At 63.7% G+C, this 13,079-nt stretch carries 13 protein-coding genes and 1 pseudogene; 1 reads left to right on the top strand and 13 read right to left on the bottom strand.

The genetic code is table 11. The annotated features are described in order from the left end of the window. Positions 1-20 precede the first annotated feature (20 nt). The 8 genes from C2I35_RS16030 to C2I35_RS15995 form a co-directional block, all read right to left on the bottom strand. On the bottom strand, positions 21-449 hold the full coding sequence (locus C2I35_RS16030; RefSeq protein WP_103764103.1) for a c-type cytochrome: 429 nt from the start codon (positions 447-449) through the stop codon (positions 21-23). 42 nt (positions 450-491) lie between these two features. Further along, positions 492-800: a hypothetical protein gene (locus tag C2I35_RS16025; RefSeq protein WP_103764057.1), complete on the bottom strand. Its 309-nt coding sequence runs from the start codon at positions 798-800 to the stop codon at positions 492-494. 49 nt (positions 801-849) lie between these two features. Continuing rightward, the gene (locus tag C2I35_RS16020; RefSeq protein WP_103764056.1) at positions 850-1,188 is read right to left on the bottom strand and encodes a chaperone modulator CbpM; all 339 of its coding nucleotides are present in this window, start codon (positions 1,186-1,188) and stop codon (positions 850-852) included. Next, on the bottom strand, positions 1,185-2,123 hold the full coding sequence (locus C2I35_RS16015) for a DnaJ C-terminal domain-containing protein (protein WP_103764055.1): 939 nt from the start codon (positions 2,121-2,123) through the stop codon (positions 1,185-1,187). Before C2I35_RS16015 ends, C2I35_RS16020 begins: the two co-directional genes overlap by 4 nt. A gap of 30 nt (positions 2,124-2,153) precedes the next feature. Then, the gene (gene trxC / locus C2I35_RS16010) at positions 2,154-2,594 is read right to left on the bottom strand and encodes a thioredoxin TrxC (protein WP_103764054.1); all 441 of its coding nucleotides are present in this window, start codon (positions 2,592-2,594) and stop codon (positions 2,154-2,156) included. Positions 2,595-2,709: 115 nt separating this feature from the next. Beyond that, positions 2,710-3,915, bottom strand: coding sequence for an efflux RND transporter periplasmic adaptor subunit (locus C2I35_RS16005; RefSeq protein ID WP_245890515.1), 1,206 nt, complete (start codon positions 3,913-3,915; stop codon positions 2,710-2,712). Between the two features lie 8 nt (positions 3,916-3,923). Then, a complete protein-coding gene (locus tag C2I35_RS16000) occupies positions 3,924-6,290 on the bottom strand; it encodes an ABC transporter permease (protein ID WP_103764052.1) in 2,367 nt (788 codons plus the stop codon). Between the two features lie 7 nt (positions 6,291-6,297). Continuing rightward, positions 6,298-7,002, bottom strand: coding sequence for an ABC transporter ATP-binding protein (locus C2I35_RS15995; protein WP_371931658.1), 705 nt, complete (start codon positions 7,000-7,002; stop codon positions 6,298-6,300). Positions 7,003-7,205: 203 nt separating this feature from the next. Between C2I35_RS15995 and C2I35_RS15990 the strand changes: the two are divergent. Beyond that, positions 7,206-7,409, top strand: a pseudogene (locus C2I35_RS15990) (integrase core domain-containing protein); the annotation flags it as partial. Between the two features lie 174 nt (positions 7,410-7,583). Here the strand turns inward: C2I35_RS15990 and C2I35_RS15985 are convergent. The 5 genes from C2I35_RS15985 to C2I35_RS15965 are packed head-to-tail and all read right to left on the bottom strand — an operon-like array spanning position 7,584 to position 12,734. Continuing rightward, positions 7,584-8,189 (bottom strand): energy-coupling factor transporter transmembrane component T family protein, encoded by a 606-nt coding sequence (locus C2I35_RS15985; protein WP_103764050.1) that lies wholly within the window; start codon positions 8,187-8,189, stop codon positions 7,584-7,586. Beyond that, positions 8,182-9,465: an ATP-binding cassette domain-containing protein gene (locus C2I35_RS15980; RefSeq protein WP_103764049.1), complete on the bottom strand. Its 1,284-nt coding sequence runs from the start codon at positions 9,463-9,465 to the stop codon at positions 8,182-8,184. The genes C2I35_RS15985 and C2I35_RS15980 overlap by 8 nt, the downstream gene beginning before the upstream one ends. Beyond that, a complete protein-coding gene (locus tag C2I35_RS15975; protein ID WP_103764048.1) occupies positions 9,429-10,172 on the bottom strand; it encodes a hypothetical protein in 744 nt (247 codons plus the stop codon). The genes C2I35_RS15980 and C2I35_RS15975 overlap by 37 nt, the downstream gene beginning before the upstream one ends. Beyond that, positions 10,169-10,720, bottom strand: a complete 552-nt coding sequence (locus tag C2I35_RS15970; protein ID WP_103764047.1) for a hypothetical protein — start codon at positions 10,718-10,720, stop codon at positions 10,169-10,171. The genes C2I35_RS15975 and C2I35_RS15970 overlap by 4 nt, the downstream gene beginning before the upstream one ends. Positions 10,721-10,733: 13 nt before the next feature. Further along, on the bottom strand, positions 10,734-12,734 hold the full coding sequence (locus tag C2I35_RS15965) for a TonB-dependent receptor plug domain-containing protein (protein ID WP_103764046.1): 2,001 nt from the start codon (positions 12,732-12,734) through the stop codon (positions 10,734-10,736). Positions 12,735-13,079: the final 345 nt, after the last annotated feature.

Below are 13,079 nucleotides of genomic sequence, written 5' to 3'. Positions count from 1 at the left end.
CGAATGTGCGAATTTGCAGTTTAAGGCACGTAGCGGGACGGCGGCGGTGACTGTATGCGTTCGAGATATTCGGCCACGGCGAGGAGCCGGGCGGGCGTGGGTTTGACGAGGCCGTTGCCGCTGTCGAAATCCACCATCGGTCCCTCGGTCAGTTCCGCGATGACCGGCATGTCCTCGCGCGGTTCTGTTCGCTTGGTATAGCCGTCGATGATCGACATCACCTCAAGCACTGGCCACACGCCGCCCCGGCGGCTGGCGATTTTCGTGAGGTCGGCCGGGCGCGTTGACAGACGCGCGGCCATCGGCCCGGTGCCGGTGCCGTCCACTCCGTGGCAGACAGCGCAGTTCCGGGCGAAAATCGCCTGTCCGTCCTCGCGGGACACTTCCGGTTCGGGTCCCGGCATGCAGCCCGCAAGGAGCAACCCCATGGGGATCATTACGTGTTTCATCATGACTCCTTTGATTGAAGCGGTCCGGGCTGGCCGGGCATTTCATACGCCATGGCCGTCGAGCGGCCCTGACAGCAGCAGGATCACCCGCCGGCGCTTTTCCATGCGTTCCTTGGCGCGCAGGAATTTCTGCCGGGCGGCCGCGAGCTGCACCAGTGCGCGTTGGCGCCGTTCGTAGATCTGGCGCAAGCGCGATTGCGGGCTGCCCATCGTCCAGCGATAGGGCTGGCTTTCCTCGGGGAACCATGCGCGTGCGGCGCGGCGTGCCCGGACCCAGCCGAGGTCGGCCTCGATGTAGCGCCGGTAGGTCATGGCGAGGAGCCGGCGGCTCTGGTCAAGATCCCTGTCCATGCGATCGTCCTTTCTTCCTGGCTCGTATCCTGTCCGTTCGGTCGTGGCGCTACTCCGGGTCTTCGTGAAGTGCGGCGTAGCGGGCAATGATCTGCTGCTGCACGGTGTCCGGCTGTCCTTCGAGGGCGCGCTGGAGGCATTGAAGCTCGCGGCGGGTCTGGTTCAGCCGGTCGATCAGCGACAAAACCAGCGGCAGGGCGTCGGCCGATATGGACATGTCGGTCTTGAGATCACGCAGAAGGCAGATGCGGGCGACATCGACCTCGTCGAAGAGTGGGCCTGCCATGCCTTCCATCGGTTTGACCCAGCCCTTGCGCACCCAGAGGCGCAGGTCCCGGAGCGTCAGCCGCTCGACACGCGTGACAACGGTGCGTTCGTCGTAGCTCATGTCGTCGTCCTACGTAGTTTCTGGCGCGGGTCGGTCTTGACGTGTTTGCGCCACTCCTTCGCGAGATCTTCCATCCGTGCGTCGATCTTGTCGGGCAGCACGATCCTGAGGCGCACGATCTGGTCGCCCTTGCCGCCCTTTGTGATCGGCAGGCCGCGTCCTTTAAGCCGTAGCCTGTCACCGGACGACGTGCCTTTGGGCACGGTCATCGCGACGGTGCCAGAGATCGTGGGCACATCGACCTTCGTGCCCAGCACGGCCTCGTCGAACGTGATCGGCAGTTCGATTTCCACGTTGTCGCCTGCGCGGGTGAACAGCGGATGGGGCAGGATGGTGACGGTCACCAGCGCGTCGCCGGGCGGGCCGTCTCCGAAGCCAGGCCCACCCTTGCCGCGCAGGCGCAACGTTTGGCCGTCGCGGATACCCGCAGGGATGGTCACCTCCATCCGGTTGCCGTCGGGCATGGTGACGCGGCGCCCCGCGCCCTTGGCGGCGTCAAGGAAATCCACGTCGAGGTGATAGTGCGCATCGGACCCCCGGGCGTGGAATTCCTGCCGAAAGCCGCCTTGGCCGCCACGCGCCCTTTGGCCGAAAAGATCCGAGAACAGGTCGGAAAAGTCCTCGGCGCCACCCGTCCCCGCCCCGGGATCGTAGCGGCGAGCGCGCTGTTGGCCGGCATATTGGTGGTAGAAGTCGCGCTCGGGGCGCTCGTGACCCTTGGCGTCGATCTCCCCGGTGTCGAAGCGGCTGCGTTTCTCGGCGTTGCCAAGTATCTCGTAGGCCGCCGACACGGCCTGGAATTCGGCCTTCTTGTCGGCATCGCCCGGGTGCAGGTCCGGGTGCAGCTTTTTCGCGAGCTTGCGATAGGCCTTCTTGATCTCGTCCTGCGATGCCTTTTTGGCGACGCCAAGAACCTTATAGGGGTCGTCACTCATTTTGCGGTTTCACACTCATGCTAATCCAGTTCATCCCACGTTGCTTTTCCCGGCGATGCGCTTGACCCATTCCGTTATCTTCCCGGCGGGCATTGCGCCGGCCTGGCGTCCAGCCTCGCCACCGGCGCGAAAGGCGATCAGCAGGGGGATGCCGCGTATGCCGTAGGTGCCGCTCGCTTGCGGGTTGGCCTCGGTGTCCAGCTTGGCGAAACGGGCCTGCCCGGAAAGCGTGGCGGCGGCGCTGGCAAATTCTGGCGCCATGGATCGGCACGGGCTGCACCACGCCGCCCAGAAATCGACGATCAACGGCAGTTCATCCACGCGGGCGGCTTTGCGCAGCACTTCGAAAGAAATGTCTTTCGGTGCCTTGTCGATCAGCCTTGCGCCGCAGGTGCCGCATTTCGGTCCGGCGGAAAGCCGGTCTTCGGGAACGCGGTTGGTTTGCCCGCAGGCGAGACAGGCCAGTTTCACAGCCACTGTGCCACTCCTTTCGTTTTGACCGATTCTATGCTGCCTGTCGGGCCTTGTGATTGACACGCATCAATTGGCGGTACGCCTTCGCGGCGAGCGGTTGGAGCGCTTTGTGTCATTCGGCCTGCCGCGGGATGATCGAGACGCCGTCGCGGATGCTGTCGTTGGGGTGCAGGATCACGGTGTCGCCCGCCTGGAGCCCGGAGAGGACTTGTGCCTGGTCCGGGTTCATCTTTCCGGTTTCGATCATCCGCAGGCTGGCCGCGTCATTCACGGCCACGAATACCGCCCAGTCCGCGCCGCGCCGGAAGAGTGCGCTGAGTGGGACTTGCAGGATATCCTGACCTTCCCATTCCACAACGCGCAGGTAGACGGAAAAGCCGTGGCCAAGCGCCTGGCGGTCCTCTGCAGGGGTTGCGAGATCGAACACCACGTCGACGCGCTGTTCCTCGATCCCGAGGGCGGAGACCTTGGTGTAGGCGGAGGGCTCGATCCGGGAGATGGTGGCCTCGAGCGTCTTGTCTCCGCCCCAGCGCAGAACCTCGGCCCGGTCGCCGACCTTCAGCCGGACGGCGTCGGTCGACAAGACGTCGGCCACGATTTCGAGATCTTGCGGCTGCCCGATAGTCAGCAGGCGGGTTCCGGCGGCGACGGGGCGGGCGCTGATCGTGTCGATTTCCAGCACCTGTCCGTCCACGGGTGCCGTCAGGCTCATGCAGCAAGTCTCGGCGCTGGTGGCGTCTGCGGTTGCGTCGATGAGGGCGGCGCGGGCGCGGTCGAGCGCGCTTTGTGCGCGTTCGAGGTTCGACTCGGCTGCGCGCCGGGCGGCCTGACGCGCGGCGAGGGTTTGCTCGGCCGATTCCAGCCGGGCCAGCGAGGCGACGCCACGATCCACCAGTTCGCGCGTGCGGTTGTGTTCACTGGTGGCGAGCTGCAGCTCTTCCTCGGCCTGGCGCAGCGTGCTTTGGGCCATGTGCAGACCGGCCTCTGCCTCGCGCGTGGCAGCTTCGGCCTGGACGCGACTGCGGGCATCGAGCGGATCGGATGCGGCCGGGTCGAGAATGGCAACCACGGTTTGGCCTGCAATGACCGGGTCGCCCACGCGCACCGGCGCGCGTCGCGCATTGCCGCGGATCGGCGCGGCAACTTCGTAAAGCTCGGCGATGCGGGTTTCTCCTTCGACATCCACGGTCACCTGCATCGGGCCGCGCCGCACCTCCGCCAAGTCGACCGGTACCGGGTCCGTCCGGAAGGCCAGCACGGCGAGGGCGCCAAGGGCCAGGGTGCCGACGGAAATTGCGATCGCGGTACTGGGTTTCATCGCTGTCCTCATTCACGTGTTTTCATGACCTGCACGAGGTCGAGAGTATCCAGGCGGCGGCGCACGACGAGTGCGGCCGCCAGCGCCGCGGCCAGCACCACGAGGCTGGCCTGCGCAAAACCTGCTGTCTCCAGCACCAGCGGGATTTCGTAGAGATCGCTCGAGGAGCCCCTTGCCAGCGCACCGGCAATCGCCGCCCCGAAGAGCCAGCCCAACGGCTGCGCCAGCGTGGCGATCAGCATGGTTTCCCCGATCAGGATGTAGGCGACCTCGCCCCGGCTGAAGCCGAGAATGCGCAGGCTGGCGAGTTCGCGGGCCCGTTCGGAAAGCTGGATGCGGGCCGAGTTGTAGCTGACGCCTGCGGTGATCAGCACGGCGACTGTCATGTAGATCGTGGTCATGATCATCAGGTTTTCGCGGATCGTCGCCTCGAAGCCGCGTTTCGCCTTGTCGAGCAGGACCAGCGCGGAGAGTTCCGGCGTTGCCTTGAGTACCTTGTGCAGGTCCGGCAGTGCGGCCGTGTCCAGTTGCAGGTTGGCGGCGGTGATACGGGGCGCTTGCCGCAAAAGCGTGTTGAGCGCGCCGAGATCCATGTAGGCGTTGAGGCCGATATACTGCGTGACGATCCCGGCGATGCGGATCTTGTGGGTCTCGTTGCGTCCACCGAGGAATTCCGCCTCGAGCACGTCTCCGGGCGCGGCCTCCAACTGCCGGGCCAGACGCTCCGACAGCAGGAGGCCCTGGCTCGGGGGTTCGATCACGCCGCCGTCCTGGGCGATGATGCGGGCAAGATCGGTTCCCGGGCGGCGGGATTCGATTGCGGTTTCCTTTTCGAGATGTCCGTGGCGCAGGACGACCGACTGGTAGTGCTGCCCCTCCGCGCGCAGCACTCCGGGAAGCCGGACCACGGCGGTCAGCGCGGTTTCGGGCACGTCCGGGTCGAACAGGAGCATGGCGTTCTGCCGGTTGGCGCGGTCGAACGTGGTGTCCATCAACGCGTCGAGCGCGGCGGAAAAGAAACCGGAGGCTACCAGCACGGCCACCGCGCAGGACATGCCCAAGAGCGTGATGCCTGAGCGCAGAGGCCAGCGCAGCAGGCTGCGGGCGATCATCATCGTGGGCTGCGACAGGCGCAGCGCGGCAATGGCGTGGTCCAGCAGGCCCTGTTTGAAGCGCGGCGGGGCGGGCGGCGCCATGGCGACCGCCGGTGGCAGGCGTGCCGCGCGCAGGGCGCTGCGGGCGGCGCCGAGCGCCGCGCTTGCAATCGCGAGCAGGCCCGACAACGCATAAGCGTCCAGACTGACGTGGTAGATCAGGAAGGGGAAGTCGAAGAACCCGGCATAGAGCCGCGCGAGGCCGCGCGCCAGCCAAGTGCCCGCGCCCCAGCCGATCAGCGTGCCGCCAAGGGCGATGAGCCCTGCCAGCATGAGGTAATGCAGGCAGATGCGCACGTTCGAGTAGCCAATGGCTTTGAGAAGACCGATCTCGCTGCGTTCCAGCGCGATGATCCGACTGATGACGGCACCAACGAGAAAGGCCGATATGGCGTAGAAAATCGGCGGCAGGATCATCGCGGCGACGCGCTGTTGCTGAAGCTCGCTGTCGATGAAGCTGTTGGAGAGGTGCCGGTCGCGCCCGTAAGCACCCAGACCGCCATAGGGCTCCAGCAGGTCGTCCAGCCGGTCGATCACAGGGGCCTCCGGCGTGCCAGGACCAAGCTTGAGAGTGACGTCGTTGAAGGCGCCGTCCATGTCGAACGCCGCCGCGACAGTGCGCTCGGGCATCCAGAGGATCGCGAAAGTCTCGTTGTCGGGCATCAGGGCGCCCGGGCCAATGGTGTAGATGAATTCGGGTGACAGCAATGTGCCGGTGACGGTGATTTCTCGTTTCTGGCCGTTCAGATTGGCATGAAACCTGTCGCCGGGTTCCAGCCCGTTGGCTGCCGCGAAAGGCGCGTTGACGGCGGCCTCGTCCGTCCTTTCGGGGCGGGGCAAACGGCCCGTGCGCAGGATCGGCATGTTGAGCTGCGCCTGAGTGCCGTCGGGGGGCAATGACAAAAGATAGGCGGATACGGTTTCCTGCCGTCCCGGCACGTCGAGTATGACATAATTGGACACGCGTGCCTCGGCGGAACGAACGCCGTCTATGGCCCGGATGTCCTGCATCAGAGCCCGCGGCGCACGCACCGCATGCGCAAAGACATCGGCAAAGCGGTTGCGCTCGTAATAGGCCCGGCGGGTCTCGTCCAGTGCGCCATAGGTGCCGAAGGTTGCCAGGAGGATGGCCACGCCGCAGGCCAGGACCAGCGCGATCGCCAGCGCCTGTTCCCAGAGCCGGACGAAATCGCGTAGGAGCTTGCGGTCGAGTGCGTTCATGCCGGCCTCACCACGAGATCTCTGCCGGCGCGACGCGGGTGGCGTTTTCTTCGACGCGGTCGATGCGGCCATCGAGGAACCAGATCACCCGGTGCGCCATTTTCCGTATCCCCACGTTGTGGGTGATGACCACCGTGGAGGTGCCGAGATCCTCGTTCACTTCGCGCAGGGCCTCCAGCACCTGCACCCCGGTCTGGCTGTCCAGTGCACCGGTGGGTTCGTCGCAAAGCAGCACCTCGGGGCGCTTCGCGATGGCGCGGGCGATGGCGACGCGCTGTTGCTCGCCGCCTGACATCTCGGCCGGGAAGTGATGCAGGCGGTGCGAGAGCCCGACGCGCTCCAGCGCCTCTTCGGCGCGCATGGGCGTGCGGGCGACGTCGGTGACAAGCTGGACATTCTCGCAGGCGGTCAGGCTGGCGACGAGGTTGTAGAACTGGAAAACGAATCCGACATGGGCGCGCCGGTAGAGCGTGAGCTGTTTGTCGTTCATGCCCGTAAGCTCGGTATCGCGGAACCAGACGCGGCCATCGGTGGCGTGGTCAAGCCCGCCCAGGATGTTCAGAAGCGTTGATTTGCCACTGCCCGACGGCCCCAGCAGAACGGCGAGCTGCCCGCGATAGAGTTCGAGGTCCACAACATCGAGGGCACGCACTTGCAGCGTGCCAGTGTCGTAGACCTTCGTCAGGCCTTCGGTCCGAAAAACGCTGTCCATCGCCATCCTTTCCGCGCCGCTTCCCAAACGGGCACTTGGGTTCTCAATGAAATGGACGAGGGCGAGTGATATGCATTGATCCTGATCAAGGCTCGTTCGAAGTAGCGCGGCAAATTTCCGGGTTGGCGAAGTCGAAGAGCGGCCGCGCTGTCGTCAAATACCAATCGAGTACTTCGTAGCCGCAATATTGGTCGTCTCACACGCTCAACATCATCGTTGAATACAGCCGAGAATGTCTGGCCATCCGCATAGATAGGAAGCTGAACTCAGGCAATGTCATCGATGCCCGGGTCCGCGATGAGTTCTTGAATGGTGAAGTCTTCTACAGCCTGCGAGAAGCCCAAATCCTGATCGAAGAATGGAGGAAACACTACAACACAAAACGCCCTCGCAGTGCTCTGGGCTAACGCCCACCGGCCCCGGAAACCATCGTCCAGATGGACCCAAGGCCAGTCATGCACTAACAATCAAATTGGATCACTCAAGTGAGGCTGATCAGTAAGGCATCACCATTGTTATCCGGAAACGACAGCTGATCCATGGTGCTGGCCAAAGCTCGCACCGGCTGTGTTTCTCCCCTTTCACAATTGATCCAGGCCGCGCGCCTCGAGACTGCGGGCCATATCGTCGGAAAGACGGATCGCTCTCACCCCGAGGGGCATCATGATGCGTCCGGGCGCATGAACGAAGTGGCGCGGTCGGACGTCGCGCAGGCGGGCGGGCCAAGTGCCGCTTAACCGGGCGACGAGGAGGATGTCCCTCATGTCACGCAATAGCAGTGGCCAAATCCGAAGGGCAAAAAGGAGGATGAGCCGAAGCCTGAACGGCAGTACGCGCTCAAACAGCGTCAAGAGGTGGGTCGGGGCCGTCAGCCGATGCAGCCAGAAGATCGGCATGGCCGTCAGCATGAACCGGACCGAGATTTCCAGCGCCAAGGCCCAGTCGACCCTGCCGTTCACGATCAGCATGCCGAGCAGCAGAACAGGCGCATGCCACGCCAACGGCCGCGCGTCGCGAAGCGTGGCCCTTGGCCCCGCGGTTGCGATGAATAGTCCGGTTGCGAGCAAACTCAGCAGGGGCAGCCAGGTCGCCGGTGCCAGAACGCCGAACAGTGCGATGGCAAGCGCGACCATCCAGAGAAACAGTGTGCGAGTCCAGACAGTGGCAGGCCCGCGCGTATCAGACATCGATGAGTTTCCCGTTCGACATGCGAAGGTGTCGATCGGCAAAGTCCGGAACAGGACCTTGCGGATCGTGAGTAACCGCAATGACCGTCAACCCTGTACGGTGCACGATCCGTCGAAGAGCAGAGAGTATTGATGCCATAGCGCTGGCATCCAGCCCGCAAAAGGCCTCGTCCAGCAAAAGAAGGCGGGGCATCGATGCAACCGCGCAGGCCAGAACCAGCGCCTGTTTCTGGCCGTGTGACAGGTTAAGGGCAGCCTGCTCGGCGAACTGCGAGAGACCGAAGATGCGAAGGCACGTCTCGGCGCCCGGTTTCGGAATGGCGCTGGCCACTTCGATCTCGCCGCGCACGGTGCGGCCGGTCAGGTGCAGTTCAGGATCTTGCAGAACAAGCGCGGTTTCCCGGGGCAGATTGCCCGCGCCTGCCATGTCGTGCCCCAGGATGCGCCGCGTGCCCGAGAGTGCCGGCATGTCGCCGGCGACCGCGCGCAGAAGTGTGGACTTGCCGCAGCCATTTGCACCGCTGACCACGGATATCGAGCCCGGCGGCAAGACAAGATCGATGTCGCGCAAAACCGCCGACGTATCTTCGTAGCCTGCCGTGAAGGACAGTAGCTCAACTGCAGACCCTGTTGGGGTGTCGGGGGCGTGATCGGGCCACTTTTCGCAAAAGCCGGCCACAAGATCCGGCTCGGGTCGAAGGCCTGTCTCGGCATGGAGCAGGCGGGTCCGGCCAGAAGGCAACCCGCCCACCGTTTCCAGGGCCTCTGCCGCGCTGACGACGACCGCACGGCCTTGGCCCAGCCATTCGGTGATCGCAGCGTCGAGCCGCCTCCGCCCGGTGTCGTCCAACTGTGCGTAAGGCTCGTCGAGAAAAAGCGCATCGGGTTCCAGCGCGTGCAGCGCGCCGAGAAGTGTCCGGCATTTCCAGCCCATAGAAAGAGCGTCGGTTCGGGCTTTGGCGCGGTCGTCCAGCCCGAAAGTCGCGAGAGCGCGGGCCGTGCGACGGGCGATTTCCGCATCCGGCATCTGGGCTGCGACCAATGCGAAGGCGACCTCTTCCTCTACGGTCTCGCCCACGAGCTGTGTCGCGGGATTCTGCCCAAGCAGAACAGCACCGGGCCAGCGTGCCGGGTGCGCCGCGCGCCAGTCGCGCAACGCTCTGGAAAGAAGCGTCGTCTTTCCGGTCCCGGTCGGTCCCGCGACCAAGGTCAACTCGCCCGGGACCGTCAGTTCGGCCGTCAATGGTTGCGCTTCGGCCAGGGCTTTGTCTCCCATCGTCCCGGCGCGGCCTCGTGGACCATCAGAACCGGGACGCCGCCGATCAGCACGGGGCGGAACTGATCCGGCACGATCACCCGGTCTTCATCCAGCGGCGGCGGCGCATCGCGCTCCATCACGGCCAGTCGCACGCCGCACTCGGCAAGGTCTGCGACCGAGTTGTCGAGCGGCCGCTCTTCCAGCGCCGTTACCTCGATGAAGCGTCCGCACCAGCCGTGCGCGGTAAGCCCGACCGCACCAAGCGCACCGATTATGCCACCATTGTCGCCGCCCAGGCCCTCGAGGATCAGGCCTTTGCCGGTGCGGATCGCGTCGGCCTGCGTCAGCACGCGGCGCCGGCAATCGACGCCATGTTCAATTACCCGGGGTGCAACGTCCCGCACGAGGCCAAGGCAGATGCCCGGATCGCTTCCGTTGGAGGCCAGGGCGCGGACATGGTCGCGGGTCGCCTTTGCGACCTCGGGCACGAGTGACGGATCGGACACGCGCACGATGGCGCAGGCCGGGCTGTTCCAGGAGGTGTAGGGAATCTCGGGAACCATCAGGAACTGATGCCGGACCACGCCGACCATCTCGGCGCCGGTCGGAAGGACGTCCTTCAGCCGCCGCGTGATCTTGCCGGTGCCAAGTTCGGCCCCTTCGACATCCGTATCCTCGACTCCGATCAGCAAAAGGCTCGGATCGAGAGGTGAGACGTGTTTCATGATACCCCCGGTGATAGTCCGCCACGTTCAAGCCGCCGTGCCACGAGAAAGGCCAGAACCCCGCCAAGCAAACCGAACATTGCCGCGGGGATCAGTTTCAGCCCCGCCGTGGTCAGTGCCAGATTCCAATCCATGCCAATCAGAAGGTTCTGTGCCAGTTGCGCAGGTCCGCGTCCCAGACCGGCGGCAAGCCCAAGCAGGGCCGCGCCCCAGAACTGCCTTGTCAACCCGAGGGCTGCCAGCGCGTCGACCATCAGTCCTGCCATGCCGGTCTGAAGCAGGACCAGCGGCCCGGTCTTGCCCAGCCCGAGTGCCATCATGGCCAGGCCACCCAAAACGCCCACGAACGTCGCCGAAAGCCCGCGCGGCACCAGCGTGCGTCCGAGGACAAGGCAGAACGCGAGAAAGATCGCGCTGTGTCCCGGAATGCCCAGTTTCAGACGGAAAAAGATCTTCGTGCTTACCAGCAAAACCGTACATAGCGTGAGGAACATCGCCTCGCGCAGTCGAAAGCCGCCGATGTATCCCTTGTCCGAATGCCCTGTCATGGCCGTCACTTTCTCAGAAGCGGATGCGCCCGCCGACCTGAAAGGTCCGCCCGGCCTGCACGAACCCGTAGCTGTCTTGGTAATCCTCGTCGAAGAGGTTGCGGACACGTCCATAGATTTCGGCGTTCTGTCCTTCGAACGCGTGCGTGACTCCGAGGTCGACCAGATGGAAGTCCCCCACGTTTCGAGATTGCGTTCCATTGCGGTTGAGCGTCAGGTTGTCCAGAACCGCGAGATATTGTGCATCAATGCGGGTCCCGCCGTTGAAGCGATAGCTGCCCGACAGCACGAACTTGTGCCGCGGCCGGTTCTGCAGATCTCTGGAAGGCGCGGCAACACTGCGGTTTTCGGCATCGAGAAATGTGTAGCCGAGACCCACCGTCAGGGGTTCAATCGGCGAGGCGCGATAGTCGATTTCCAGCCCGCGCATCCGTAGCTTCTCGACGTTCTCGGACAGACCGCTCGGGCCGCGCTCGATATAGTCCTTGGCGTCGGTCTGAAAGAGGCTTGCGGACAGTGTCGCGTTCCAAAAGGCGAAGCTTCGGTCGATGCCGACCTCGTAATGCAGTGTCCGCTCCGGATCGAGGTTCGGGTTTCCGCGATCCGCGGCGAAAAGGTCCCGCAAAGTCGGGAATCGGATTTCTCGGGCATGCTGGGCGCGAAGCGTGGTTTGGCTGTCGAGATCGTAGGTCGCAGCGATGCGGTAATACGTGTCCCCATCTGTTTGGCCGTTCCTAGTTTGCTGAGCATAGCCGAGCCCGACAACCAGGCCGAGCGGATCGACGGGGCGAAATTCGTATTCGATACCGGCGCTCAGTATTTCGGCAGAAGCGTTTGTGTTAATGGGCTGCTGCGTTACACCGCCTCCGCCGCCTCCACCGCCGCCGCCGGAGACTCGTTCAATCCCGCTGGCGGACCAATCCTGATGCTCATAGCCAAGCATGCCCGAAAGTTGACCTGCGCCGTTGAGGTCGGAGGTCACGAGCAACTGGCTTCCCCAGATCGTGCTGGTCGCGTCTTCGGTGAAAGACCCCGCGGCAGTTTGCGTGTCGAAGCCGGCGTCGTCGTAGCTCTTCGTGAATTCCTGCTCTTCTGAATAATAGAGGCGCGGCGTGAAGGTGAGAGTTCCGACCTGGTGCGTTCCGACGATCTGAAAGCCGCGTACCGAGTAATTCTCGACACGCTCGAACCGCGTACGACTTGCGAAATCGTCGACCGCACGGTCATAGATCGAAGGCGGCTTGCCGTATTCACCTTCGGAATAGGTCGCACTGAACCCGATTGATGTGTCACTGTTGAGCCGGTAGACGCCACTTGCCAAAAGCTTGGTCTCTTCTCGGTCACTGTTGATCCGGTCGCCATTCGGTTGAACCGGTGTCGCGGTGAAATCGTCCGAAAGCGGGTAGTCGTCGCGCCCGCTCCACGTTCCGCTGAAGCGAAGGTTGCCACGATCCGAGCCGTAAGCGATGGAGCCTTCAACCTGGTTTGTGCCCCCGGTGCCCGTCGCGACGCCGAAACTGCCGGAAAGGCCTTTGCCACCGTCCTTGGTGATCAGGTTCACGACGCCTGCGGATGCGCCTGGACCATACAGCACGGACGATGCCCCGCGGGTGATTTCGATCCTGTCCACGCCGCCGAGGGCGAAACGGTCAGGATCGAATTGCCCATCGATACTGGAACGTACCGGCACACCATCGACGAGAAGCAGGACCTGGCGGGTGCGAAGACCGCGAATATCGATGCGGCGCGTCCCGTCGCCGCCAAACCGCACGTTGATGCCGTTGGCAAGATCGAGCGCCTCGCCGAGCGTACGTGCGCCCTGCCGCTCGAACTCTTCGGAAGTTATGACCTGCTTCGTCGATGCAGCCTCGCTGATCGGGCCGGCCCCACCCGCAGGTGGCAAAACGATCTCGGGAAGCTCGAACGGCTCCTCTTGGGCCGATGCAAATGTCCCGACAGCGGCGCCCGCCAGTGAGATCACCCAAGCTGATGTTTTCCTGATCCCGTTCCCCATTTACGCATTCCCCCGTCCCGAGATTTTGCAATTTTTACATTTAACTGCAATATTTCCGAATCTCTTGTGATAGAAAACAGCATGAATGTCGAGCAAGTGAACAGCGCATCGATGTTCCGAACCGAGGTTGTCAGGCGCTGAATTGGAAACCGCTGCGTCTGAGACCCCCATTTCCGACGGTCTCAATGCTCAGATCCTATTCGCCACTACGGTTCCTGAAGCATCGGCTGACTCCTGCGAGTGCGGGAAAGGGAGAGCCGGCTGCGCGTTCACGCGAGATTTGCTTGAGCAAATTTGTAGAGCTAACTTGGGTCGTATGAGACATTACTGTCCCCTCTCTTGCTG

The organism is Roseovarius confluentis (assembly GCF_002917925.1).
Lineage (GTDB): Bacteria > Pseudomonadota > Alphaproteobacteria > Rhodobacterales > Rhodobacteraceae > Roseovarius > Roseovarius confluentis.
The sequence above is the reverse complement of the archived record's forward strand: the minus strand, read 5'-3'. Positions and strand labels throughout refer to the sequence as shown.